We start from the raw sequence: 25,240 nt of genomic DNA, 5'->3' as shown, positions 1-25,240 counted from the left end.
GGGCACGGGGTGCGGGCTACCAGCCCAGCAGCCCGGCGAGCCGCTCCCGGTGGTGCGCGGTACCGCCCAGCAGCACCGCGTCGGACTGCGCGCGCCGGAAGTACAGGTGCGCGTCGTGCTCCCAGGTGAAGCCCATGCCGCCGTGAAGCTGAACGCACTCGGCCGCGACGAGCGTGAACGCCTCGCCACACCAGGACTGAGCCACCGCCGCGGCCTCGGCGAGTCCTTCGGGGGACCCGGCGGCACGGACCGCGCGCGTCACCGCGGACCGCGCGGACTCGACCTGGAGCAGCATGTCCGCGCAGGTGTGTTTGACGGCCTGGAAGCTGCCGATCGCCCTGCCGAACTGCGTACGCTCCCGCACATGCGCCACCGTCATGTCCAAGGCGGCCTGGGCACCGCCGAGCTGCTCGGCGGCCAGTGCCACCAGCGCCGTGTCCAGGGCCTGGGCGACGACCTCCGTCCCCTCGCCTCCTGCGGTCAGCGCACGTGCCCGGGCGCCGGAGAAACTGACCACCGCCTGCCCCCGGCTCAGGTCCAGTGTGGGCAGCCGGCGCACGGTCACGCCCGGCTCGCGTGGGTCGGCGAGGAAGAGGTCCACACCGTCGGGACCGGCGGCCGCGACCACCAGAACCTCGGCGTCGGCCCCGTCCAGGACGAACGGCGCGGTGCCGTCGAGGACCGCGCCGCCACCTCGCCACGTGACTCCCACCGGCACGGCGTCCGGTCGCCACACACCGTCGGGCGCGACCACCGCCAGCGCGTGCACCCGGCCCTCGGCCAGCTCCGCCAGCGGCTTCGCGGCGGTGCCGCAGCCGGCCAGCACCTGCCCGGCCAGCACGGTGGAGGACAGCAGCGGCACCGGGGCCAGCGTCCTGCCGAGTTCCTCGCAGACCACGGCGATCTCGGCGAGGCCGCCGACACCTCCCACGTCCTCCGGCAGGCCGAGAGCGGCGAGACCCACCTGGCGGCCGAGGATCTCCCACAGGTCGGTGTCGATGCCGGGGGAGTACTCGTCGAGCCCGCGCACCGCCGCGATGCCGCCCGCGTCGGCGCACACCGACCGTACGGTCTCGCGCAGATCCGCCAGCTCGGCCTCGGAGGGCTCGGTGGCCACGGACGTCTCGGTCGCTCCGCCGGCGCGGTCGGTCACGGTCGTCATGTCGCTGTCCTGTTCAGGTCGCTCCCACGTCCGCGCAGCACGCTGTGTGCCGCCGCCATCCGGGCGACCGGCACGCGGTGCGCGGAGCAGGAGACGTAGTCCAGTCCCAGGTCGTCGCAGAACGCGATCGACTCGGGATCCCCGCCGTGCTCACCGCACACGCCGAGCTTGATGTCCGGTCGTACGCTCCTGGCCCTCTCCACGGCCAGCGCGATCAGCGCGCCGACGCCGTGCGGGTCGAGCCGGGCGAACGGGCTGGCGGTGAGGAACCCGCGTTCCTGGTACGAGGTGAGCACCTGGCGCTCCACGTCGTCCCGGGAGAACCCGTAGGTGAGCTGGGTGAGGTCGTTCGTGCCGAAGGAGAAGAACTCGGCGTGCTCGGCGAGTTCGGCGGCCAGCAGGGCGGCCCGCGGCGTCTCGATCATGGTGCCCAGCCGGTACGGCACCTGCACGCCGGTTCGGGCGGCCACCGTCTCGGCGGCGGTGCGCACGAAGGCGGCGGCGGTCCGAAGCTCCTCGGGCAGGCTGACCAGCGGGATCATCACCTCCAGCTGGGGTGTGACACCGGTGGCGGCGACATCCGCCCAGGCCGAGAAGAGCGCCTCGGCCTGCGCCGGATACAGCCTCTCGTGCAGCAGCGCCAGTCGTACGCCGCGCAGCCCGAGCATGGGGTTGGCCTCCCGCAGCGACGCCGCCTGCTGCTCGGCCGCCGCGTCCCCGGCCTCACCGGGTGCGGGCAGGAACTCGTGCAGCGGCGCGTCCAGCAGTCTTACGGTGACCGGGCGGTCGCCCACCGCGGCCAGCAGCGCCTTGAAGTCCTCGTGCTGGGCGTGTTCCAGGGCGATCAGTGCCTCGTCGCGGGCCGCCGGGTCGGCGGCCAGGATGACGCTGCGGATCAGCGGCAGCCGCTCGCCGAGGAACTGGTGCTCCGTACGGCACAGGCCCACACCCTCCGCGCCGAGGGCGACGGCGGTGTTCACCTCAACCGCGGTGTCGGCGTTGACCCGCACACCGAGCCGCCGCGCGCCGTCGGCCCACTCCAGCAGGGTGGACAGCTCGGGCGGCGGCCCGGCGACGCTGATCCGCAGCGTTCCGGCGTAGACGGCGCCGGTGCGGCCGTCGAGCGACACCGGGTCGCCCTCGCGCAGCACCCGGTCTCCGATCCGTACCGTGCCGGACGCGTGGTCCACCCGCAGCCCCTCGGCACCGCACACCGCCGGCTTGCCGGCGCCGCGCGCCACCACCGCCGCGTGCGAGGCGATGCCTCCGCTGCCGGTCAGTACCGCGGCGGCGGCCAGCATGCCGGGGACGTCGGCCGGTGAGGTCTCGTGCATCACCAGCACGGCGCGCCTGTCCTCGGCGGCCAGCTCCAGGGCGCGTTCGCTGGAGAGCGCGATGACGCCGGCCGCGGCTCCCGGGGACGCGGGCAGCCCGCGTACCAGGAGTTCCTCGTTCCCGGTCAGTCTCAGCTGCGGGTGCAGCAGCTCCTGCACCTGCGCGGGGGTGATCCGGCGTACCGCGTCCTCCTTGTCGATCGCCCCGTTGCGGGCCAGGTCGGCGGCCAGGCACACCGAGGCGCGCAGCGGCGGGCGGCTCTGCACCGAGGCGGCGAGCAGCGAGATCTCGCCGTCGCGCACCTCGAAGTCGACGCAGACGGGTGCGTGCAGATGGCGCTCGAGCGTGAGCAGCGAATGCTCGAGGAGCGTCGTGCCCGAGGCCAGCTTCTCGAGCGGTTCGCCGGTGCTGGGGGGCGGCAGGCTGCGGCGTACGCCCCGGAAGAACGCGCCCTGCGCGCCGAAGCGTCCGGTCTCGGGGTGGCGGCTGACCGCTGTCCCGTAGCCGGAGTGCTCCGAGGGTCCGATCCGCAGCGCCTGAACGTGCAGCGCTATGCCCAGGTCGGCGGGAAGCTTCTGGGCCCGGCGTGATCTTCTGGCGCGCGGCGAGTCCCAGCGGGCGAGGACCGCCCGGGCGGCCAGTGCGAGCTGCTCGGCCGGGTCGTCGGGGAAGGGCCGCTCGGCGTGCCGCGCGACCAGGGACAGCAGTGCCTCGATGCGGGAGCGGGGCTCCGGGGCGTCGAGGAGGGCGTCGTCCAGCACGGCGGCCGGAATGTCGAGGGCGTACTCCGCGATCATCCGGACCGTGGCGGCCCACACCTCGTACAGTGCCTCCGAGCGGCCGATGACGGCGCACAGGTCCGGGGCGTTGCCCGGGGTGACTCCGAGACAGGCGAGATCGGGCGGCAGCCCCGCGACCTCGCTCGGCGCGCTCGCCGACAGACGCAGCAGCAGCGGCCGGGCCGGGTCGCCGACCCGGCGTCCGGACAGTTGCTCGACGAGTTCGACGGCCGCACCGGCGGTGCCGGGTTCGCCCAGCGACTGTGCAAAGCCCGCGGGCACGGTCAGCCCCGGGACGACCGGCAGCCCGAGGGCCACCAGCCGGTCCATCGCGATGCCGTGCGCACCCAGCTCATCGGCGTCCAGGCCCCGGGTGCGCCCCTGGCCGTACGGCACCAGGGCAAGGCCGGGAGCCTGCGCCTGGGGCTGGGCGACGGTGCCCGTGGGTCGTTCGGTGACGCTCAACCTCGGCTCCTTCGGACCAGCTCCTCCTCAAGGACCTCGTCCTCGGCCCGGCTGATGCCAAGGACCAGCAGCAGTTCCTGGTGCAGCCGCATCCACACGGTGTGGTAGGAGTCGCAGAGCGGGGAGGCCAACCACTGCGTGCCGCCGTCGTCGAACCGGTCGAGGGCTTCGTCGAGGCCGGTGAGATACCGGCCGCTGCCCGCGAGCAGCCGCTCCAGCCTGCGCAGTACGGGCTGGATGGCCTCGTGCACGTCTTCCAGCATCTCGCGCACCTCGGCGTCGTAGACGCTGTCGCTGTGGTCGTTGACGCTTCCGTCCGGGCGGCACTGCCAGGCCGTGCAGACCTCGCGCACCTTTCGGTTGACCGGCAGGAACGCCTCGTAGACCGCGTTGATCTGGTCCTGCTGCTCCGAACCCGCCGGAATGCGCAGCATCTTCGCCGCGGCGTTCTTGGCGTCCTCGGTGGGCAGCACCACCGGGCCCTTCACCATGGCGAGCCCGGCGTCGACCAGTTGCCGGTACTGGGGCTCCGGTACACCGCGCCACATGCCGCGCAGGACCAGGTCGATGACGGCTTCGGTGAGGGAATTGTCGAGAGTGTCTGTCTGCTCCGCGGCAGCAGAATGCATCTCCACACCTTCTCTGTGGGGGCGCGGGCTGAGGCCGCGCGGCGACGGTTGCCGGGTCGCAGGAACTGCGAGCTGTGATGCGACGCAGAGGACTGCGATCTGTGTTGCCCGGAGGTTACGCTCCAGCAACCCCGTTAGTGAAGAGGTACTCAAGAAACACTTTGCGGCTTCTCGTCTGCCGGACGCCCGGCGGGTGCCCTGCCGCGAGACCGTGCGGCGAGGAACGACTCCATCGCGGCCTGAGCCTCCGGGCCGCCCGCCAGGGTGGCGATCGAGCGCGCCTCCTCGGCGAGGTGCTTGTCCAAAGGCGCCTCGGCGCCCGCTCGCAGCAGCTCCTTCGCGGCCCGCAGCGCGGCACCGGAGCCGGCGGCCAGCTCGGCGGCGGTCCGGTAGGCGATGTCATCCAGCTCGGCGTCCTCCACGACCCGGGACACCAGGCCCCAACGCTCGGCGTCCTCACCGGTCAGGACCCGGTTGGTGAGGATCAGGTCCGCCGCTCGCCGAGGGCCCAGCAGGCGCTGCAGGATCCACGAGGCGCCGCAGTCCGGGGTGAGCCCGATCGCCGTGTAGGCCAGCCGGAAGCGCGCGGAACGGGCCGCCACCACGATGTCGCCCGCCAGGGCCAGCCCGATCCCGCCGCCCGCCGCCGCGCCGCGCACGGCGGTCACCACGGGCACGGGCAACTCGTGCAGGGCTCGGACGGCCTCGTGCGCCGCCCCGGCGACCGCGAGCACGTAGGGGGCGGTGTCCGCGCCCCGTCCGGCGAAGGCGCGCAGGTCGCCGCCCACGCAGAAGTTCCCGCCCGCCGCCCGCAGCAGGACGGCGCCGCCCGGATCGGCGATGACGCGGGCGGCCGCGTCGCGCAGGGCCTCGGCGGTCGGGAGATCCAGGGCGTTTCCACGTCCGGGGTCGTCCAGCAGCAGCTCGACGACCCCGTCGGGGTGGCGTATGACCCGGACCGGCTCGGTGCTCATCGGAGGTCTTCTCCCATCGTGGACGACGGTCGTATCCCCTGTGCGGGAACGGCTCGTCGAAACGGCGCTCACATACTGGACCCGTCCTACAGTTTCGGCAACGGTTGGCCCTTCTCCCTCTGGATCACTGCTGCGCAGTCACATATTTTGTCGCGACCGGGGGAGAGATACTTAAGTCGTTGTACAGTTTCACCGATGCGGCGGGCACTGGCGCCCGTACGCCCGTCGGCGGGAGGAACCGTGCCGATCCAGTTCGATGTCGATCCGTCAGTCGCCCGGCTTGCCGAGGCCACGGCCGAGTTCGTGCGCGAGGTGGTGATCCCGGCCGAGCGCGAGTGCGGCGGGTCCGTCCATCACGCCCCACAGGCTCTGCGGGAGACCCTGCAGAAGGGGGCCCGTGAGGCGGGTGTCTTCGCGCCGCACGTCCCCGAGCGGTGGGGCGGGCACGGGCTCGACCTGCGTGGGCAGGCGGTGGTGTTCGAGGCCGCCGGGTACTCCGTGCTCGGCCCGCTGGCGCTGAACTGCGCGGCTCCGGACGAGGGCAACATGCACCTGCTCGAGAAGGTGGCCACCGACGAGCAGCAGGAGCGCTATCTGCGCCCACTGGCAACGGGTGAGTACCGCTCGTGTTTCGCGATGACCGAACCGGCGCCCGGCGCCGGCGCCGACCCCCGCTCGCTGCGGACCACGGCGGTACGGGTCCCCGGCGGCTGGCGCATCGACGGGCGCAAGTGGTTCATCACCGGCGCCGACGGTGCCGCCTTCACCATCGTCATGGCCCGCACCGACGGCAGTCCGGGCGGCCCGGGTGGCGCCACCATGTTCCTCGTCGACGCCGGGAACCCGGGCATGCGCCTCGTCAGGAACATCGACACGCTGGACGAGAGCCTCTTCGCGGGACACAGCGAACTCGTGTTCGAGGAGTGCCTGGTGGGTGAGGAGCAGGTGCTCGGCCAGGTGCACCGGGGCTTCGAGAACGCCCAGGTCCGTCTCGGTCCCGCCCGGCTGACGCACTGCATGCGCTGGCTGGGGGCCGCGCGGCGTGCCCAGGATGTCGCGCTGGAGCGCGCGGGGACCCGCGAGGCCTTCGGTTCGCTCCTCGGAGACCTCGGCATGGTGCAGCAGATGCTGGCCGATTCCGAGATCGACATCGAGGCGAGCCGCGCGCTGATCTTGCGCACCGCCTGGGAACTGGACAACGGTTTCGCGAGTGCCGCGCAGTTCTCGTCGGTGTCCAAGGTCTTCGTGGCGGAGGCGGTGGGCCGGGTCGTCGACCGGGCGGTGCAGATCTGCGGCGCGCTGGGCATCTCGGCCGAGGACGCCCCGCTGGCGCGTCTGATCCGCGAGGTACGGCCGTTCCGCATCTACGACGGTCCGTCCGAGACCCATCGGTTCGCCATCGCCCGCCGCGCGGTGAAGCCGTACCGCCGACCGCGTCAGGCCGGATCCGCCGGCTCGTGACGGGCTGTCGGTCGTCCGCCTGCCCGCTACTTTCTTGTCATTGACTACAGTCAATCGATGAGGGAAGCTTCTCAAAGCCGTACGGCGCGGGGTTCTTTCCGGAGCGTACGGCTTTCCCTCCCCCCATTACTAGGACGTCCTAGTAATCGACCTCCCTGCCCGTCGCCGTCGCCACGGGCAGGCCGTCCGGAGTACACCGTGACCGATGGCACCAGCGCACCGCAGCTCCACCAAGCGCAGCACCCCGTGCGTCTCGTCACCGCATCCAGCCTCTTCGACGGCCACGACGCCTCGATCAACATCATGCGGCGCATCCTTCAGGCGCAGGGGGCCGAGGTCATCCACCTCGGCCACAACCGCTCAGTGGGCGAGATCGTCGACGCCGCAGTGGAGGAGGACGTGCAGGGCGTGGCCGTCAGCTCCTACCAGGGCGGCCACGTCGAGTACTTCGAATACCTCGCCCAACTGCTCCGCGAACGCGGCGCCGGCCATGTGAAGGTCTTCGGCGGCGGCGGAGGGGTGATCGTCCCCGAGGAGATCCAGCGGCTCGCCGACGCCGGGGTGCGGATCTTCTCCCCCGAGGACGGGCAGCGCCTCGGCCTCGCCGGCATGATCAACACCATCGTCAGGGACTGCGACACCGCTCCCTGGGTGGACACCCCCGCCCAGCTCGCGGGCGTACTCGCGGGCGAACGCCGCGCACTCGCCCGGCTGCTCAGCGCCCTGCAGTCCGCCACCGTGCCGGACGAGGACCTTCGAGCGCTGCGCCGGGCCGCGGCCGCGCGCTCCGCACCCGTCCTCGGCATCACCGGCACCGGCGGCGCGGGCAAGTCCTCCCTGACCGACGAACTCGTACGGCGGCTGCGCGTCGACCAGCAGGACAAGCTGCGCGTGGCCGTGCTCGCCGTCGACCCCACCCGGCGCCGCGGCGGCGGAGCGCTGCTCGGCGACCGGATCCGGATGAACAGCCTGGACGGCGACCGGGTCTTCTTCCGGTCCCTGGCCACCCGTGGCCATCACGAACTCCCCGAAGGCCTCGCCGACGCCATCGCCGCCTGCAAGGCCGCCGGATACGACCTGGTGATCGTGGAGACCCCCGGCATCGGCCAGGGCGACGCTGCCATCGCCCCGTATTCCGACGTCTCCCTCTACGTCATGACACCCGAGTTCGGTGCGGCCTCCCAGCTCGAGAAGATCGACATGCTGGACTTCGCCGACGTCGTCGCCATCAACAAGTTCGAGCGGCGCGGCGCGGCGGACGCGATGCGTGACGTCGGGCGCCAACTGGTGCGCAACCGAGAGGCGTTCGGCTCCCGGCCCGAGGACATGCCCGTCTTCGGCACCAGCGCCGCCACCTTCAACGACGACGGCGTCACCGCCCTCTACCAGCACCTGCTGGGCCTGCTCACCGAACACGGCCTCCCGGCCGGCCCGGGCACCCTCCCGGCGACCACGGTGCGGCACTCCACCGGCGCCGCGCAGATCGTGCCCACCGCCCGGGTCCGTTACCTCGCCGAGATCGCCGAGACCGTACGCCGCTACCACGCCGACACCGCCGCCCAGGCCGGGGTCGCCCGGCGTACCCAGCGGCTGACCGCCGTGCGGGACGAGCTGACCGCGGCCAACGCGCCCACCGCCGACGTCGAGAAGCTGCTCGCCGGCGCCGACGAACGCCTGGACCCGTCCACCCGTCACCTGCTGGAGGACTGGCCGAAGACCGTGCGGGAGTACTCCGGCGAGGAACTGGTGACCGCCGTCCGCGGCCGCGAGCTGCGCACCGCCCTGGTCCGCGAGTCCCTGTCCGGAAATCTCGTACCCCGCGTCGCCCTGCCCCGCTACGAGGACCACGGCGAACTGCTGCGCTTCCTGCGCGCGGAGAACCTGCCCGGCCGCTTCCCGTTCACGGCCGGCGTGTTCCCGTTCAAGCGCGAGGGCGAGGACCCGGCACGGATGTTCGCCGGCGAGGGCGACCCCCAGCGCACCAACCGCCGCTTCCACTACCTCTCCCGGCACAGCGAGGCGACCCGGCTGTCCACCGCCTTCGACTCCGTCACTCTCTACGGCCACGACCCGGCCGTACGTCCCGACGTCTACGGCAAGATCGGAACGTCGGGCGTCTCCGTGGCCACCCTCGACGACATGAAGGCGCTCTACGCGGGCTTCGACCTCACGTCCCCCACCACCTCGGTCTCCATGACCATCAACGGCCCGGCACCCACCGTCCTGGCCTTCTTCCTCAACACCGCCGTCGACCAGCGGCTCGACGCCTTCACCGCCGAACACGGCCGCGAACCGACCGCCGAGGAGGCCCGCGAGATCCGGACCTACGTCCTGCAGAACGTGCGGGGCACCGTCCAGGCCGACATCCTGAAGGAGGACCAGGGCCAGAACACCTGCCTGTTCTCCACCGAGTTCAGCCTGCGGATGATGGCCGACATCCAGGAGTGGTTCATCGAGCAGGGTGTGCGCAACTTCTACTCCGTGTCCATCTCCGGCTACCACATCGCCGAGGCCGGGGCGAACCCGATCAGCCAGCTCGCCTTCACCCTCGCCAACGGCTTCACCTACGTCGAGGCGTATCTCGCCCGCGGCATGGCCGTCGACGACTTCGCACCCAACCTGTCCTTCTTCTTCTCCAACGGCATGGACCCCGAGTACACCGTCCTGGGCCGGGTCGCCCGCCGTATCTGGGCGGTGGCCATGCGCGACCGGTACGGGGCGGGGGAGCGCAGCCAGAAGCTCAAGTACCACGTCCAGACCTCGGGCCGTTCCCTGCACGCCCAGGAGATGGACTTCAACGACATCCGTACCACCCTGCAGGCGCTCATCGCCGTCTACGACAACTGCAACAGCCTGCACACCAACGCCTACGACGAGGCCGTCACCACTCCCACCGAGGACTCGGTCCGCCGGGCCCTCGCCATCCAGCTCATCATCAACCGCGAGTGGGGTCTGGCGATGAACGAGAACCCGCTGCAGGGCTCGTACATCATCGACCAGCTCACCGACCTCGTCGAAGAGGCCGTGCTGACCGAGTTCGAGCGGATCAGCGAGCGCGGCGGAGTCCTCGGGGCCATGGAGACGGGCTACCAGCGCGGCCGCATCCAGGACGAGTCGATGCTCTACGAGCAGCGCAAGCACGACGGAACGTTGCCCATCATCGGCGTCAACACCTTCCGCAAGCCCGGCGGTGAAGGCGAACACTCGGTGGTGGAGCTGGCCCGCGCCACCGAAGGGGAGAAGCAGTCCCAGCTCGCCCGCGTCGAGGGCTTCCGCAGCGAGCACCGCGCCGAGGGCGAGGCCGCCCTCACCGAACTCAAGCGTGCCGCCACGAGCGGCGAGAACGTCTTCGCCGTCCTGATGGACGCCGCCCGGGTCTGCTCGCTCCAGCAGATCACCGAGGCGTTCTTCGAGGTCGGCGGCGAGTACCGCCGCAACGTCTGAGCCTCGAACACGCCCCGCACACCCGCCTGTCCCCGTTCGTCCCACACAAAGGGTCACCCGCATGGAAACCGTCTCGCGTCTCGGTGTCGTCGGCTGCGGCCTCATGGGCTCCGGCATCGCCGAAGTCGCCGCACTCAGCGGCGTCGACGTCCTCGTCGCCGAGTCGTCCTCCGAAGCCGCCGAGGCAGGCCGCCGACGTGTCGAGGCCTCCCTCGACCGCGGTCTGCGCCGCGGCAAGATCACCGAGGAGGCGCGGGACGGCGCGCGCTCCCGGCTGAGCTACTCCGCCGACCTCAAGGACATGGCCGACCGTCAGTTCGTGATCGAGGCCGTCGCCGAGAACCGTGACCTGAAGACCGGTGTCCTGAAGACCCTCGACCAGGTCCTCACCGACCCCGAGGCGATTCTGGCCACCAACACCTCGTCGATCCCCATCGTCGACCTGGCGGTGGCGACCCAGCGGCCCGCCCACGTCCTGGGCATGCACTTCTTCAACCCGGTGCCGGTGCAGGCCCTGGTCGAGATCATCCCCGCCCTCACCACCAGTCCCGACACCCTCGTTCGGGCCAGGGTCTTCGCCTCCGAAGCCCTGGGCAAGGAGGTCGTCGAGGCGACCGACCGCTCCGGCTTCGTGGTCAACGCACTCCTCGTGCCCTACCTGCTCGCGGCGGTGCGCATGGTGGAGGCCGGATCCGCGACCGCGCAGGACATCGACCGCGGCATGGAACTGGGCTGCGCCCACCCCATGGGCCCGCTGCGGCTGCTCGACCTCATAGGTCTCGACACCGCACAGGCGGTGGCGGAGTCGATGTACGAGGAGTTCAAGGAACCCTTGTACGCGCCTCCCGCCCTGCTGCGCCGCATGGTCGCCGCCGGCCGTCTGGGCCGCAAGAGCGGCCACGGGTTCTACGAGCACACCGCCTGACGGTGAGCATGCGGAGGGGACGGCTCGAGGCCGGCCCACCGCCTGACTGATACCGGGCCGGGCACCCGCCGCCTGGAGTGCCGGACGGCGGGCACCCCGCCCCGGCTCAGGCCGGGTCGGCGGGCAGGGCGGAGTAGGGGTGGACCTCGATCCGCATGGGCGGTTCGGCGAGCAGGCCGATGATCTCGTCACGCAGCTCATCGGCGAGGGGGCTGTTCTCGTAGGCGTCCTTCGCCTCGCGGCTGCGGAACACTTCCATGTTCCACAGCACGTCGGGGTCGGCGTCCTCGCGGGCGATGACGAACCGGTCGGAGGCTCCCGACTTCTCCATCCCCTCAGTGGCCAGCGCGAACAGCTTCTCGCCGAGTCCGGGCTTGGCGCGCATCCTGATGAGGTACGCGGGCTGGTCCTGCAGTGCCATGTCCACTCCTTCTGTTCAGCGGCGGGGCCGTCCGGCTGGAGCCGGCCACCCCCTTCTGGAACCTTGTTCCAAAGAGAGATTGGAACAAGGTTCCAGACATGTCAAACTGGAAGCGTGACACCACGGACGCGCAAGAAGGCCGAGCGGCACACCAGCGCACTCCCCGCGAGCTGATCGTCGAGGCCGCGATCGGCGTGCCGGACGCAGCGGGCGAGGAAAGGGGCTGACCTTCCGGGGTGCTGAGCGAACGCCTGGCCACCGGCCCCGGGGCGGTCTACTGGCACCTGGCCGGCAAGAACGAACCGACCGTCGCCCCGCCGCCGCAGTACGCGGCCCGCCTCCTCGACGCCCAGGAGCAGGGCGCCACCGACCAGCGTCTGCGGGAGATCGCGGCTGAGGCACTGGAGGAGGTGTACTTCCAGGACGGCGGCCGCCGCGCCGGAAGCCTGGAGGAGGTCCGCTTCACGGACGTCCAGCACCTCGACTTCGACCTGTAGCGGCCGTGCCCCGAACAGCCCGCGAGCCCCGGACCGATGTGGTCCAGGGCTCGCTCGCGTGTCCTTTTGTCAGTGCTGCCTGAGAAGCTGACGCGATGCCACGTATCCCACAACAGATCATCCGCGAAGTCATCATGGAGAAGTGGGCCGAAGAGATCGGCCCCGAGGCGGCCCGCGCGAAAGCGATATCTGCCCTCCGCGCCGGGGCTGTGCCGCCGTGGCAGCAAACAGAGATCAGGCTGACCTCCTACCTGGTGCGCAAACGACTGCGGGAAGGGCTGCCGGAGCCGGAGAACGAGGGCGGCCGGCTGTACGCACTGGGCTTCCAGGGCTTGCGCGCAGTAGTGAAGGTCGGGTCCACCGGGGCCCCTGAGCGGCAGTTCGACAAGTACGAGACTCAGGCGCGCAACCTCGGGTACGCCCTGGTCGACGGATGGGTCTCCGCCCCTGTCGGGACCCGGAGTGAGGCATACCGGCTGGAATCCATGATCCTCACGAACCTGCACCACGTCTTGAACGGCCACATCGACGGCGGCCGGATCTTCGAGTGGTTCCACGGCCACGACTTCGAGCGGGTCAGGAAACTCGTGGAAGACCCGACCGCGCTCTTCCACCTGACGCTCAAAAAGGCCCTGGCTAAGGGTTGCCCCGTAGCTGATCTTTGACATGCGGGTAGTTGGGCAGGGCTGAATCCTTGGGCCCCTGTGGGCCTCGCCGCCAGGGTCGCGTCGTCCTCGCGGCCCTCCGGTTTGATCACTTGATGTCCGAGATGGCCCGGCCCCTGATGGGGTTGCAGCCAGACCCTCCGAGGAAGTGAACGGTAGAATCCCAAGTCCCCTTGGTACGGTGCGCTGATGTCAGCGATCAAGAAGTTCCAAGTCACTTTTGACTGCGCAGAACCTGAGCGTCTCGCTCGTTTCTGGTGCGAGGTGTTGGGGTACGTCGTACCGCCGCCACCAGAGGGGTTTGCCACTTGGGACGATTACAAGCGTTCGCAGCCGCCTGAGCAGCGGGATTCTTGGTTCGCCTGCATTGATCCCTCAGGAGTGGGCCCGCGGCTGTACTTTCAACGCGTCCCCGAAGGGAAGGCTGCCAAGAACCGGGTGCATCTTGATGTGCGGGTCGGCACCGGACTTGTCGGAAAAGAGCGCCTCGCGGCACTTGAGGCCGAATGCGCACGGCTGGTCCCGCTCGGCGCGGTACACGTGCAAACGCTCTATGACGGCAATGATTCGTGCATCCCGATGCTGGATATCGAGGGCAACGAGTTCTGTATCGACTGAGCGTACGGGGCGGGAGTCATCCCGTGAGGGCGATGGGTCCCGAACTGCGGGCGGAGGCAAGCCCTCCCGCGCGGCGAGGGACGCGTCGACGAAGGCCCGCACGAGCGCGGCCACCTCGCACGCCGTGACGTCCTTCGTCCACCGGCCGGTGTGCCAGCTCCTGCACTCCGGCCCGAACCCGTGAACACCGGGCGCGTGCGCCGGCTCGCGTGCGTACGGCTCCCGGCCGCAGCTCCCGTGCCTGTCCAAACTCGTGAACAAAACCAAGTACGGGATGCCCGTGCCTTCGCGGGTGGTGCTGCGCCGCAGAGCGGGCCTTCTCCGAACTACCGGACCGTGTCCAGACATGCGCTCTGTCGGTGGCCAGCGGCAGGTGCGGGCCGTGCTGTTCGGTGGAGCCGACCGGAACGAGGACGAGGACGTCTCCGGTGGGCACCGCCGGCCAGGTGCTGCGTGCCAGTTCAGTGGCCACAGGAACGGCAGCGGCGCGCCGGGGGGTCCGGCGTTTCCGCCGACGAGGCCGGCCATGGGCGTCTCAGCGGCGCGCCAAGCGGCGCCTGCCGCGTGTCAGGCGGTGAAGCCGCCGTCGACATGGATCGAGGCTCCGGTGATGTACGAGCCGTCCGCGCTTGCCAGGTGGGCGACGGTGGCCGCGATCTCGGCCGCTTCCGCATAGCGGCCCACAGCCGTGAAGCCGGCGATCACCTCGGCGTTCGGCCCGTCAGCGGGGTTGGTATCGGTGTCGGTTGGGCCGGGATGCACCAGATTGACGGTGACTCCACGCGGACCGAGTTCTCGGGCCAGGCCCTTCGTCATCCCGACCAGAGCCGTCTTGCTCATCGAGTACAGCGCCAGTCCGGGGAAGACCGCACGTTCGGCGACATTGCTGCCGATGCTGATGATGCGGCCGCCCTGGCCCATGTGACGCACTGCCGCCCGGGACGCTTCGAACGGCGCCCGCACGTTCACCGCCAGGGTGCGATCGATCTCTGCCGACCCCAGGTCTTCGAGTGGGCCAACGAGGAAGACTCCGGCGTTGTTGACCAGGATGTCGAGTCTGCCGAACATCGCGGCGGCCTCGTCCACCGCCCAGGTGAGTGCCTCAGGGACGGCGCTGTCGGCCTGGATGGCCAGTGCCCGGCGCCCTCTGGCCTTGATCTGCTCCACTACCTGGGTGGCGCGTTCCGCGCTGTTCTCATAGGTCAGGACGACGTCGGCGCCTTCTTCGGCCAGTCGTAACGCCACAGCGGCACCGATGCCCCGGCTGCCACCCGTGATCAAGGCTACGTTTCCTTCAAGTCGCTTCATGACGTTGAGCATTGCTGGCACCAGCGCCGGAAGCTGGCGGGAATCCGACCTGGCGTTCGGCCTCCCGAAGGGCAACACCATCCTGATCACGAAACCACACTGGAGTATTAGCCGGACCCGGACCCGGACCCGGACCCGGACCCGGACCCCGTCCGCGCCGCCCAGGCCGGGCAGCGGCTGTCTGTAGTGTGCCGCTGGATCCTCAACCGGTCCGACGCCGCCGACCACGTCGTCGACCGCCTCGCCCAGGAACCCGAAACCCCGCCGACGACGGCCACCTGGACGTCGACGGTGCCCTCGTCTTCGCATGCCCGCTCCCCCTGACCGACCACTGCGAGAGCGCCGCCAGCAGGGAGGACACGTCCGGGCGAGTTCCTGCAGGGCGCGGCGTACAGGCTCGGCAGCGGCGCGGTGACCCGGATCATCCGGTGGTGGGAGACCCGCCGCTGACCCCTCTCGCGGGCCTGTCCCAGGGCGGGCCCGCCCTGTCCTCGGCAACCCACCGTTCTCCAAGGCGAGCCGGCTGCTGATCTCTTTGCCGGGGGCGTGCCGTGCCCGCAGTTCTTCTTCAGCAAACTGGCGAACACTTCCGAGAAACACGTGTTGTGGGCAGCCGTGCCGGTGAGGCGAATCGGGGTGCGACGATCAGATGTCTGGATCGAAGCCCCCGGTCGAATCCGTTCGCCGGTGGCTCCAACTCCTGGGTTACCTTCGTTACTTGTTGTTGGCGGGGGTGCCAGCGGACGGCCCCGGCGCCGTCTGGAAGCGGCCTTCTGGTGAGGAACGCTCTGCAACAGACGGCGCGAGCCGTGCCGTCGGCTGCCCCTCGCCCGGCATCGAGTACTCCAGATCGAGCTGTAGGTGGAGACGCTCCGTGGGTTTGGAGTGGTGAAACTCCGCGAGGGCCCGGCTGGATGGGACAGACTGCCATCCGGGGCGTCGGAGCCGGGCGCCGGAGTTCGAGGGGAAGCTGTGGACGCGGGAATTTCACTGAGCGAGGCGTTGCAGGAGCTGAGGCGGGAGCTGTATGCGGCGCAAGACGTGGGTGCCGGCCAGCAGTTGCGGTTCGAGGTGGAGCAGGCGCAGCTCACGCTGGATGTGGAATTCCGCCGCGACGGCAAGGGTGGTGTGAAGGTCGAGGTAGGGCTTCCCGGTGCCAAGACCAACGGGGAGGTCGGAGGTGGTCTGGGAAGTACCCGCCGTCAGACGCTGACGCTCACACTTCAGGTTCACGACGAGGCGCTGGGAGGTGCACGGGCCAAGATCAGCCGCGCGGGCGGGGGCCTCGCGGACGCGGACGCCCCCCAGGTGCGGAGCACCGATGCTGAATCGTCGGATGGGACACCTGATGCCTCCAAGGGGGCTCCGCTGCGGCCGTGGGAGTCATGAGATGGATCCGGATCGCCTCGCCTTGGTTCGCACCGGCGATCCGGGTGGTTGTGGTTCGGGCTATCTCATCGGCCCGCAACTCGTTTTGACCGCCCTTCATGTCGTGCGCCCCGAGGGAGGGTGGGCAGGAAGGGCTGAAGTGCGAGTTGGGCATCCCCGCTACGGGGCTGGCCCGGTCGACCGGCGTGCACAGGTGTGCTGGCCGGACCCGCAAAGGGATGCCCCACCCGCCGACGCCCTGGACCTGGCGCTGCTGTGGCTGGACGAGCCGGTGGACACCGGCGAACCGCCGGTGCGCTGGGGCCGCCCGGGCGGGATCGTGCCGGTGCCGTTCGAGGGGGCGGGCTTCCCCGCCTTCGCGGCCGACGCCGGAAGCCCGGCACACTTCGAGTACCTGCGCGGCGAGTTGCCGGTCGTCTCGACCTCGTCGTCGGGCTGGGTGCTGAACTGCCCCGTCTGGCCGGCTCCCGGCCGCGGCAAAGAACGCCCGTGGGAGGGCGCATCGGGGGCAGCGATTTTTTGCCACGGTCGTCTGGTCGGAGTGGTGGCCGAGGACAACCGGACCATGGGCTATCGACGCCTGCACGCCGTCCCGGTCCACGAGGCCCTGAGCCTGCCCGGCTTCGCTGGCCTCGTCACCAGGTGCGGGCACCCCGGAACCACGACAACGCTCGAGGACGTCACCGCCGACGGGGTCGGGAGCCGGGCCCGGCTCTCGCCGCACATCCGCACCCACACCGACGAGTTGGCGCGGCTTCGGGACAAGGGCTCGTACCTGACTCGGGACATGCTCCGGTTTGTCAGCCCGCGTGACGACTCGGACCCGAAACGGCTGTTCAGGAGGCTGGCCGGGCTGACCGTTTCGGCGTCGGGGCAGGAGTCCAAGCGGGGCGTCCTGCTGATCGGCCCGGCAGGGGCGGGCAAGACCCGGACGTGTTTCGAGGTCGCGAAGGCCGCGCTCGAGCAGCGCCCGCCCTGGCAGGTGCTGCACGTCGCCCGTTCCCCAGAGGTGTCGACCGACGACGTCATGGCGGTTGTCCGAGAACAGGCCGGACGGCAGCGCGTACTGCTGATCTTCGACTACCTCGACAGCTATGACGCCCTGAACCTCGAAGCCTTCGGGGAGGCACTGCGGACGGACGACCCGGAGGGCCGCGTCGCCTGCGTCGCGTCGGTCCGGCCGGGCATGCTCGGCAAGCTCAGGGAGAACGGCGTCGGACTTCTGCTCGACGAGGTGCCCCTCCGAAGCGATCGGGAACACACGGCGGAGGTGATCAGTCAGATCTTCGTGGACGTCGCGCCCGGAATGCTGAAAACCAAAGCCTGGGGCGCGGAACGGCTCTCGGAGGTGTGTGGGCAGCGGCCGATCATCGCCTTGCTCATCGCACGGGAACTCGAGTCCCGGCTCAAGGCCGGGTTCCGGCGAGCTGGATCTCGTCCCACCCCGGCCTGAGGACCTGCTCTTCTGGCTGCAGCAGCGCACCAAGGAGGACTTCGGCGAGCCGGCCAGGGAGACTCTGCTGCTGGCCTCGGCGGTCGCGGCGGCCTCGTGCGAGCAGGACCAGGACGCCGTCGAGACGGCCGTGGAGCGGTTCCTCGCCAGCTGGTCGGATCTGACCTTCCGGGACGGACCCGAGGGTGTGGTCGGGCGGCTACTTCACCTGGGCTGGCTGGTGGAGTCCGGTCAGGGGATCGACGCCGTCCACGACATCGTCACGGACGAGCTCCTGCGGAGGGCCGTCTTGCCGGGCGGCGACACGGTCCGCGGTGACGTGCTGAAGACACTGCTGTCCGCGTTCCTGGCCGGTGGCCGGACCTTCAGCGTGGCCTCCCGCCACCTGCGGCGGTGGACGGCCGATCTCGAAGCCACGCACCGCAGGGCGGTGGAGCGCGCCTGCGCGAACTGGCTCGTGGGCAGTACCGATCAGCTGGCCGCACTGGTCGCCGACGAACCGGGGGCCAGCCGGTCCATCATGCTCACCATGCTGTCGGGCCCGCCCTGGCGCAAGGGGGTGAACGACAGCTGGGACCGGCTGGTCAGGCCCTGGCTGGACGAGACCGAGCAGCGCGATCCCGGAGAGGCGGCGACCGTCCTGGCCAGCGCCGTACACAACTCCGTCGGTGGCGTGTCGAAGCATCTCGCGGACGCCTGCCTCGCTTGGGTGAACCGACAGTGGACGACCCGTGACGTGAGCCAGCTGCTCCGTGATCTGCTCGAGGCCGACGGAGTCTCCGCCCGGGACTGCGACAAGGCCGCGGAACACGCGCTCAGGTGGCTCGAACAGCAACGAACCATGACCAAGACGGGCGCTCGGTTGCTCGCCACCCTGCTCCGGCGGAAAGACCTCGAGGCCGACCGTGCCGTCGCGGTGATCGACTTCTCCCTCGCGTGGATGCGGCGGAGCAAGCGGAATCCCGACGCCGGCCTGGTGCTGCGGCCGCTGCTGCTCCGCAAGGATCTCGACGAGACGCGTCAAACCGACGCAGTCGAGAGGGCCCTGGCATGGCTCGGAGCTCAGACACAGCCCACGGCGACCGCGCTGGTGCTGGACGCCGCGTTGCGCAGCGAGAACCTCCAGGCCGACAAGGAAGAGCGCGTGACTCGGCGCGCCCTCGCGTGGCTGAAGAAGTACGGGTTTCACATCGACGCCTCGTTCGTCCTGGAACCGTTACTGGCACGGTGTCGACGGGGGGTCGCGAACCCACGAGCCGTACTCGACCACACATTCGGATGGCTGCGCCTTCATGCGCCGGCCGGTCGGGCGACCTACGTGCTGGCCGAACTGCTGCTTCGCGAGGACCTAGGCACCCGGCGGGCGGCAACAGCGGTCGATGCCGCCCAGACATGGCTGCGTGCGCATGGTCTGGTCGGTGACGCGAAGTTCCTGCTCAGTGCCCTGCTGATCCGCTCCGACATCGACCGGGAGGCCGCACAGAAGCTGGCCGGGGATGCGGTGACCTGGCTCACCCGTCACGGGCTGGGCAGCGGCGGCCTATATGTCGTGGCCGCACTTCTCCGTCCCGACGCCGCCGGCGGTTACGTCGACAGAGCGGCCCGCACCGTGTTGACCTTACTGAACGACAATGACAACCCCGCGTTGGTGCGGAGCACGCTGGCGCATGTGCTGCGGTGTCACGGCGTCGGTCCCGATGCGCTCCGCGATGCCGTCGGTCGGGCTCTGGACCTGCTGGAGGAAATCGAGCCGGAGTTCGAGGCGACGTACGTGTTGGGGCCTCTGCTGGAACGCCGCAGATTCCTCGACGGTCAGACCTCGCGGGCCGTCGACCTCGCGCTCACATGGCTGGACCGCCACGGAGCACGGCCAGAAGCCTCCTTCGTGCTGGACCCGCTTCTCGGACTGACCGATCTCACGGACGAGGAGACCGAGGTGATCGAGGGGGTGGCGCAGGAATGGCTCGCCGACCATCTGCCCTCCGAGAACGCCCGTTTCGTCCTCTCCCAGCTGCTTCAGCAACGTCAGCACGCCCGCGACTGGCCTGAGCCCGTCGAGACGCTCGCCTTCACATGGCTGAGGCTCCACGGAGACCACCCGTACGCCTCCTTCGTCATTGCCCCCTTGTTGCAGCGGTGGGATGCCGACCGACCCACGGATGCCGTCGACCGGGCCCTGAGCTGGCTCCGGAACAACCCCACCGCCGAGGGTGTCCCCCACGTGGTGTCGGCGCTGACAGCGAGCCGTGACATCGGCCTCGACCAGTACGTTCGGTGCATCGACGGGCTCTTGGCACTGCTTGATGCCGGGCCCGGGCCCGCTGCCGCGCTACTCAAGGGCGTCCGATTCCGGCGGGACCTGGATCCGGGCCGGGCCGCTCGCCTCGCCGAGTACGCGCTCGGCGTCCTGGAGGACGAGAAGATACCGCCCGACCGTGGGCTGCTGATCGGCCTACTGCGCCTGGCTCTCAGCCCGGAACACCAGCGCCGGGCCGTGCGCTTGGCCTTCCGTTGGCTGGAGAGTCCTGCCGCTCAGACCACGAAGGTCGGCGTCCTGGAGGTCCTGCTGAAGCGCGACGACCTCCGGGCCGACCAGCTCGCCGGCGCTCTGGAGTTGGCCGCGCACTGGATCAACAAAACCAATGGCAGCAACCTGGGCCGGCTCCTGGGATCGGTGCTCGGCAACTCGAGGGTGGACGCCTCGTACCGGGCCGCCGCCACCGGCCGAACGCTGGAATGGCTGGGCTCGTACGGCACCCATCCCGATGCCTCCAACGTCCTGGCCGTTCTGCTCGACCGGCTCGACCTCGCTCCCAAGGACGGCGAGACCGTGGCGGCCCACGCCGAAGCGTGGTTGGCGGCAGTCGGCGGCGAGAGTTGGGGCCGGCTGGCAGTTGAGGAAGCGCTGTGCCGGTACCGGGAGCGGCAGGCCGCACCGGCCCCGCCGTCGTAGTGGTACCACGGAACCATGATCCAGCCCTTGTTGGAGTACCGCGGTGGGCGTAGGCGTGCGGAGTGCCGGGGTTGCACCGGAGCGACGGCGATGAGGTTGGGACCGTGATCGTCGCCGGGCCTGGTGTGGGCGCGTTCGATCGAACGGGGCGACCCGTTGGGTGGCGGCGCCGACCCATAGGCCGGTGGTGAACCACACACTGGTCTGGGCAAATCCTGGACGGGACGCTACTCCGAAGACCCACCGTTCTGACTCAAGGACCCCGCAGTGCCCCGGAGACCATCCCGTCACTCACTGTGGTCCCACCACGGAAGCTGAACCAGAACCCAGACCAAGCCGGAACTCCACTCCATCCCTCGATCCGGGACCAGTTCGGACACCGGAAAGAGTGGGGCCACCCTCAGAGCGTCAATGCCGGGACACCCTGCTCATGCGGCAAACGATTGGACACTTGGCGCAGGCAGACGACGCAGCGCGCAAGTTGCAGAAGCCGAGATGCAAGTCAGGGGACAGAGCCCCGCGCAGCGCGTAGGTGGAGCGCTGGGGGGGGGCATCTGTCAGCTCCAGCAGCGGTCGGCCGACGGCCGCGTCGGTGATGGTGACCATGTTCGCCCAGGTGGACTCGGGTCCGCGGACACTGCGGTGTTGATGTGCGTCGAGCAGGAGGCGGACGTCAGCGTGGCGCAGCCGTGGCAGGAAGGACTCGCCGTCGAAGCCGCAGACGCCGGGGGTCACCGACGCGAGCACGGGCAATCACGCCTGCAGCGGCAATGGCGGCGGCCGCGGCGAGCGCGAGGAGGGTGAGCAGCGCTCGCTTGCGGTGGTCCTGGGCGTGCGGGGGGCGTGGGGGCGGTCCGGGTGTCTCCGGCTCGCGTGACAGGTTCCGGGCGATCCCGCGCCAGACCCGTTCCGGTGGTGGCGACGGCAGGTCGATCAGTTCCGCTGTGCGGACCGCCTCGACCACGCGGGTCATCATGTGGAGGTCGTCGCGGCAGCGGGTGCACTCGGCGACGTGGTGCAGGGCCGCGTCGTCGGCGGTGGTCGGGGTGGCGTTGCCCAGGGCCAGTTCGACCAGGTATGCCGGGTCCACATGGCTCACTACGGTCCCCCGGACTCGATGGGCTCCGCCGTGACGACGAGGTTGGAGAGGTAGCCGCCCCGCTCGGGGACGTACGGGGGCGCGCAGGTGATGAGAGTGAGGACGGGGGCGCCCGTGCGGCGGAACGCCGACGAGAACAATTCGTCCTTCGGGACCGTGACGCGGGAGACGATCCGGTAGTGCGCCGGGGGCGCGCCCGTGCGGCGTACCTCCACCCGCTGACCTCGCCGCACCTCGTACAGCGTGGCGAATTCGCCCAGGTCGCCGGAGTCCGTGTCGACGTGGCCGACCAGCACGGCCGAGCCCTCGGCACTGCCCGGCGCCGGGCCGTAGCGGTACCAGCCGGCTGTGGCCGGGTCGTCGGGGACGGTTGTGTCGCCCCGCTTCGTCACGCCCACCGGGATGACGCGCGCGTCGAGGTCCACGTCGTCCACCAGGATCCGTCGGGGTGGGCCATGCTGCGGCGCGGCGGGTAGCGGCGGCTTCCGGAGTGGGTCCGCGGGCCGTTGCGGTGCGGCGGCCGTGGAGGCGGGACGGTCCGACGGGGCCGCCGCGAAGTCCCGTGGGAGCGCGGACCGTTCCGGCGGCGTGCCCGGGAGGCCGATGGCGGCTGCCAGTGCGGCAGCCGCCATGATCGGGCCCGGACGCCGTCGCCTGCCGTCACCCACGCCGGCCGGCGAAGCGGCGGGCCGTCAGGACACCCGTCACCGTGACCACCCCGGCCGCGGCGGCCCACGCCGGCCACGTGTCGGAGGAGTTCGGGGTGACGGCGGCGCCGTTGCCGCCCGCGTCGACGCCCCGGGGGGCCGATGCCATGCCGCTGAACGACTGGGTCGCCAGGGACAGGTTCTTGTCGCCGGCGCTGCCCCAGGCGTAGACGACGTTGCTGGTGCCCTCCTTCAGGGGCAGGTCGGCCGGGCCGATGGCCACGGTGTCCGTCCCGGCGAGCACCACATCGGCGTTGACCGTGCCCGCGTCGACCTCGGCGGTGTCCTGCTTCGGGTTGGTCAGCTCGGTGAAGACGGGCTGACCGCCGGCCCGGACGTCCACCGCGGGAGCGGCCGCGACATGGCGGACCGTCAGACGCGCCTTGCCGGCGTCGACCTCGGAGACGTCGTTGGTGAAGGCCGTCAGCTGGGGCTTGCCGTCGGCGGAGAGGTGCGCGGCGACCGTGGCGTTCCCGCCCTCGGGCACCTCGACCTCCTTCTCCAGGGCCGGAGTGCCCTGCGGTCCCTTGCCCGCTTCGAAGATCTTGATGTCGTAGGTTCCGGCGTCGAGGGACTGCGGGTTCGTCACGGTGCCGGGCTTGAAGTCGCTGAGCAGCTCGTCGCCGTTGGCGTACACGTCCACGGTCAGTCCCGGGATGCCGTGGAAGACGGACACCATGGCCTTGTCCTGTTGGTCGGCCAGGGCCGGGGCGGCCACGCCGAGGGCCAGGGCGCAGGCGCCGGCGGACGCCGCGAGGGCGACGGGGAATCGGGAGTTCATGGGGATCATCCCTTCGAAAGAAGCCTCCGTACGGTGCGGAGTCTCGGTCTCGTTTCGCGGGTGGTGGCCGCCTTGGATGCGCGGCCGGGCGTGCTCGTGCGAGGTGGTCACGCGCCCTGGCCGGGGGCCACGGACTGTTCGATCACCAGGCGCAGACGGTGCAGACCGCGACGGGCGTGACTCTTGACCGTGCCCAGGGGCAGGCCGGTCCGTTCCGCGATCTGCGCCTGCGTCAGGTCCTCGTAGAAGGCCATGCAGAGCACCTCCCGCTGCGGGCGCGGCAGCCGCGACAGAGCGTCGACGAGCAGCACCCGGTCCAGGACGCGGTCCGGTGCCGTGTCCCCGTGCACCGGGTCGGGGCCGGCCCCGCGGGCGGCCGAGTCGATGAGCGTGAGGCGTCTCGTCCGGGCCGCCAGCGCGTCGACGATCTTGCGGCGGGTGATGCCGACCAGCCAGGCGCCGAGCGGCCCCCGTTCCGGGCGGAAGCCGACCCGGCCGAGCCAGGCGCCGAGGAAGACCTGCTGGGTGACGTCCTCCGCCTCGTGGGTGTCGCCCAGCAGCCGGGTGGCCATGGTGTGGACGAGTGAGCCCCAGCGCCGGTAGATCGCGGCGAACGCCTCCTCGTCGGCAGCGAGGAGGCCACGAGCCAGCTCCTCCTCGTACCGCGTCTCCTCCACGGGAGCGAGGTTCGTGGTGCGCGTGTTGGTGATCATGGCCTGGTTCCTCCTGCCGGATGCCGTGCGGGACGGGAGACCGTCTGCCGAACAGCACCGGTCGCGCTGTGTGAAGCGGCGACTCTGCGCTCGAAGCCAGTGTTCGGCGCACAAACGACGCAGGGCAACCTGCGTCGTTTATGCGTCGTACAGTGGGAGACATGGCTGCACACGAACGCGACGGACAGAGTGGGCCGACCAGCGCCCCGCAGGCCGGCGGCGGTCTGACCACCGGCGAGGTGGCCAGGCGACTGGGGGTGGCGCCCACCACGGTCCGCACCTGGGACCGCCGCTACGGCCTCGGTCCCGACGCGCACACCGGTGGCCGGCACCGGCGGTGGACCGCCGAGGACGTGGCACGTCTGGAGCGGATGTGCGCCCTGACGGCGACCGGGATACCGCCCGCCGAGGCGGCGCGCATGGTGCGGGACGAAGCACCCCCGGCAGCGGGCGCGGACGCGCGTGCTGCCGGGACTGCAAGTGCGAGGCTGTGCTCCCCCGCCCAGGGCAGGCCCTGGCGGCCGGGAGCGGGCCCGGCCCGGCCCGCTGCGCCCGCTGCCGTGGCCTCACCGGAGGCCGACCGGGCCAGGCACCTTGCTGAGGCCTCCGCGGGAGCGGTCCCGGCCGCACGCCCCTGGGAAGCCTCGGCGCAAGCGGACCCTGCCGGGACCGCCGCCGCGGCCCCGCGCTCCTCCGCCCGGGCCCGTGCGCGCAGCCGGGCCGGCAGCGGGCTGCGCCTGGGCGACGTGCGCCAGGAGTGCAAGGGCATCGCCCGCGCCGCCCTGCGCCTCGACGCTGCCGCGCTGGATGAACTGCTCCAGGCCGCGATCGACGAGCACGGGCTGGTCACCGCCTGGATGGAGGTGATCATGCCGACGCTCCAGGCGGTCGGCCGCAAGTGGGAGAGCTCCGGCGAGAAGTACGTCGAGGTCGAGCACTTCCTGTCCTGGCACGTCTCCGGCGCGCTGCGGCGCAGCACTCCCGTCCCGGTCGCCGACCGCCCGGGGGCCGTCACGGTGCTCGCGTGCGTCCCGGGGGAGAACCACACGCTGCCGCTGGAGGTCCTGGCCGCCGCGCTCGCCGAACGGGGCCTGCCGGTACGGATGTTCGGTGGTGCCCTGCCCGTCGAGTCGCTCGTCACGGCCGTACGAAGAACGGGGCCGGCCGCGGTGGCGCTGTGGGCGCAGTCCCTCGGCACGGCCAGTCGTCCGCTGGCACAGCACGTGGCCGCGATGGAATGGGGGGTACGCGGTGCCCGCCGCAAGCCGGCCGTCCTGACGATCGGGCCCGGCTGGGCCGGCGGCCGGGCGGTGCCCGGCCTGCCGCGTCCGACGGGGCTGGCCGAGGCGGTGGCGATTCTGGAGTCGGTCGTGTCGCGGTAGTCCACCGGCCCGCGTCCGGCGCCTGCCCGACCTGCCGCCGTTCCTGGTTCAGGCCGTGGCCACCCGGGTGTGGTTCTCGA

General features: G+C 70.8%; 21 protein-coding genes and 1 pseudogene. 11 read left to right on the top strand and 11 right to left on the bottom strand.

Features of this window, described 5'->3' with window-relative positions; all coding sequences use genetic code 11:
• Positions 1 to 16: 16 nt before the first annotated feature.
• From ACIBVL_RS41880 to ACIBVL_RS41865, 4 genes are all read right to left on the bottom strand, one after another.
• Positions 17 to 1,162, bottom strand: coding sequence for an acyl-CoA dehydrogenase family protein (locus ACIBVL_RS41880; protein ID WP_399106288.1), 1,146 nt, complete (start codon positions 1,160 to 1,162; stop codon positions 17 to 19).
• Positions 1,159 to 3,741 (bottom strand): putative PEP-binding protein, encoded by a 2,583-nt coding sequence (locus ACIBVL_RS41875; protein ID WP_399106286.1) that lies wholly within the window; start codon positions 3,739 to 3,741, stop codon positions 1,159 to 1,161. The genes ACIBVL_RS41880 and ACIBVL_RS41875 overlap by 4 nt, the downstream gene beginning before the upstream one ends.
• Entirely contained in the window at positions 3,738 to 4,370 is a 633-nt protein-coding gene (locus tag ACIBVL_RS41870; RefSeq protein ID WP_399106284.1) for a hypothetical protein, read from the bottom strand. The genes ACIBVL_RS41875 and ACIBVL_RS41870 overlap by 4 nt, the downstream gene beginning before the upstream one ends.
• A gap of 149 nt (positions 4,371 to 4,519) precedes the next feature.
• A complete protein-coding gene (locus tag ACIBVL_RS41865; RefSeq protein WP_399106282.1) occupies positions 4,520 to 5,344 on the bottom strand; it encodes an enoyl-CoA hydratase/isomerase family protein in 825 nt (274 codons plus the stop codon).
• Positions 5,345 to 5,584: 240 nt separating this feature from the next.
• On the opposite strand from ACIBVL_RS41865, the gene ACIBVL_RS41860 reads away from it, so the two are divergent.
• From ACIBVL_RS41860 to ACIBVL_RS41850, 3 genes are all read left to right on the top strand, one after another.
• Positions 5,585 to 6,805 (top strand): acyl-CoA dehydrogenase family protein, encoded by a 1,221-nt coding sequence (locus ACIBVL_RS41860; protein WP_399106317.1) that lies wholly within the window; start codon positions 5,585 to 5,587, stop codon positions 6,803 to 6,805.
• A gap of 198 nt (positions 6,806 to 7,003) precedes the next feature.
• A complete protein-coding gene (gene icmF, locus ACIBVL_RS41855; protein ID WP_399106280.1) occupies positions 7,004 to 10,249 on the top strand; it encodes a fused isobutyryl-CoA mutase/GTPase IcmF in 3,246 nt (1,081 codons plus the stop codon).
• A 61-nt stretch (positions 10,250 to 10,310) separates the two neighbouring features.
• Entirely contained in the window at positions 10,311 to 11,174 is an 864-nt protein-coding gene (locus ACIBVL_RS41850) for a 3-hydroxybutyryl-CoA dehydrogenase (protein WP_399106278.1), read from the top strand.
• Between the two features lie 106 nt (positions 11,175 to 11,280).
• Here the strand turns inward: ACIBVL_RS41850 and ACIBVL_RS41845 are convergent, their stop codons facing one another.
• Positions 11,281 to 11,595, bottom strand: coding sequence for a putative quinol monooxygenase (locus ACIBVL_RS41845; protein WP_399106276.1), 315 nt, complete (start codon positions 11,593 to 11,595; stop codon positions 11,281 to 11,283).
• 98 nt (positions 11,596 to 11,693) lie between these two features.
• Here ACIBVL_RS41845 and ACIBVL_RS41840 point away from each other — a divergent pair, with 98 nt between their 5' ends.
• The 4 genes and pseudogenes from ACIBVL_RS41840 to ACIBVL_RS41825 all read left to right on the top strand — a co-directional run bounded on the left by ACIBVL_RS41840 (position 11,694) and on the right by ACIBVL_RS41825 (position 13,375).
• Positions 11,694 to 11,822, top strand: a complete 129-nt coding sequence (locus tag ACIBVL_RS41840; RefSeq protein WP_399106275.1) for a hypothetical protein — start codon at positions 11,694 to 11,696, stop codon at positions 11,820 to 11,822.
• 78 nt (positions 11,823 to 11,900) lie between these two features.
• Positions 11,901 to 12,092, top strand: a pseudogene (locus tag ACIBVL_RS41835) (XRE family transcriptional regulator); the annotation flags it as partial.
• A gap of 95 nt (positions 12,093 to 12,187) precedes the next feature.
• Positions 12,188 to 12,757: a hypothetical protein gene (locus tag ACIBVL_RS41830; protein ID WP_399106273.1), complete on the top strand. Its 570-nt coding sequence runs from the start codon at positions 12,188 to 12,190 to the stop codon at positions 12,755 to 12,757.
• A 189-nt stretch (positions 12,758 to 12,946) separates the two neighbouring features.
• A complete protein-coding gene (locus tag ACIBVL_RS41825) occupies positions 12,947 to 13,375 on the top strand; it encodes a VOC family protein (protein WP_399106271.1) in 429 nt (142 codons plus the stop codon).
• Between the two features lie 16 nt (positions 13,376 to 13,391).
• On the opposite strand, the gene ACIBVL_RS41820 is transcribed toward ACIBVL_RS41825, so the two are convergent.
• Together ACIBVL_RS41820 and ACIBVL_RS41815 are read right to left on the bottom strand one after the other, a co-directional pair.
• Positions 13,392 to 13,847 (bottom strand): creatininase family protein, encoded by a 456-nt coding sequence (locus tag ACIBVL_RS41820; protein WP_399106269.1) that lies wholly within the window; start codon positions 13,845 to 13,847, stop codon positions 13,392 to 13,394.
• Between the two features lie 95 nt (positions 13,848 to 13,942).
• Entirely contained in the window at positions 13,943 to 14,683 is a 741-nt protein-coding gene (locus ACIBVL_RS41815; RefSeq protein WP_399106267.1) for an SDR family NAD(P)-dependent oxidoreductase, read from the bottom strand.
• A 972-nt stretch (positions 14,684 to 15,655) separates the two neighbouring features.
• Between ACIBVL_RS41815 and ACIBVL_RS41810 the strand changes: the two genes are divergently transcribed.
• Genes ACIBVL_RS41810 through ACIBVL_RS41800 form a run of 3 tightly spaced genes read left to right on the top strand, consistent with a single transcriptional unit; the run spans position 15,656 to position 20,478 of the window.
• Positions 15,656 to 16,072, top strand: a complete 417-nt coding sequence (locus tag ACIBVL_RS41810; protein WP_399106265.1) for a trypco2 family protein — start codon at positions 15,656 to 15,658, stop codon at positions 16,070 to 16,072.
• A 1-nt stretch (position 16,073) separates the two neighbouring features.
• Positions 16,074 to 17,525 (top strand): trypsin-like serine protease, encoded by a 1,452-nt coding sequence (locus tag ACIBVL_RS41805; protein ID WP_399106263.1) that lies wholly within the window; start codon positions 16,074 to 16,076, stop codon positions 17,523 to 17,525.
• Positions 17,425 to 20,478, top strand: a complete 3,054-nt coding sequence (locus ACIBVL_RS41800; RefSeq protein WP_399106261.1) for a hypothetical protein — start codon at positions 17,425 to 17,427, stop codon at positions 20,476 to 20,478. Before ACIBVL_RS41805 ends, ACIBVL_RS41800 begins: the two co-directional genes overlap by 101 nt.
• 673 nt (positions 20,479 to 21,151) lie before the next feature.
• Here the strand turns inward: ACIBVL_RS41800 and ACIBVL_RS41795 are convergent.
• The 4 genes from ACIBVL_RS41795 to ACIBVL_RS41780 all read right to left on the bottom strand — a co-directional run bounded on the left by ACIBVL_RS41795 (position 21,152) and on the right by ACIBVL_RS41780 (position 23,778).
• Complete coding sequence (locus ACIBVL_RS41795) at positions 21,152 to 21,577, bottom strand: hypothetical protein (RefSeq protein ID WP_399106259.1); 426 nt, start codon at positions 21,575 to 21,577, stop codon at positions 21,152 to 21,154.
• Positions 21,577 to 22,011, bottom strand: a complete 435-nt coding sequence (locus ACIBVL_RS41790) for a class F sortase (RefSeq protein WP_399106257.1) — start codon at positions 22,009 to 22,011, stop codon at positions 21,577 to 21,579. The genes ACIBVL_RS41795 and ACIBVL_RS41790 overlap by 1 nt, the downstream gene beginning before the upstream one ends.
• A gap of 226 nt (positions 22,012 to 22,237) precedes the next feature.
• Positions 22,238 to 23,065, bottom strand: a complete 828-nt coding sequence (locus ACIBVL_RS41785) for a DUF4397 domain-containing protein (RefSeq protein WP_399106256.1) — start codon at positions 23,063 to 23,065, stop codon at positions 22,238 to 22,240.
• A 107-nt stretch (positions 23,066 to 23,172) separates the two neighbouring features.
• Positions 23,173 to 23,778, bottom strand: coding sequence for an RNA polymerase sigma factor (locus tag ACIBVL_RS41780; RefSeq protein ID WP_399106254.1), 606 nt, complete (start codon positions 23,776 to 23,778; stop codon positions 23,173 to 23,175).
• Between the two features lie 161 nt (positions 23,779 to 23,939).
• On the opposite strand from ACIBVL_RS41780, the gene ACIBVL_RS41775 reads away from it, so the two are divergent.
• The gene (locus tag ACIBVL_RS41775) at positions 23,940 to 25,160 is read left to right on the top strand and encodes a MerR family transcriptional regulator (protein ID WP_399106252.1); all 1,221 of its coding nucleotides are present in this window, start codon (positions 23,940 to 23,942) and stop codon (positions 25,158 to 25,160) included.
• The last annotated feature ends 80 nt before the right edge of the window (positions 25,161 to 25,240 follow it).

This window comes from Streptomyces sp. NPDC049687 (assembly GCF_044465285.1).
Lineage (GTDB): Bacteria > Actinomycetota > Actinomycetes > Streptomycetales > Streptomycetaceae > Streptomyces.
The sequence above is the reverse complement of the archived record's forward strand: the minus strand, read 5'-3'. Positions and strand labels throughout refer to the sequence as shown.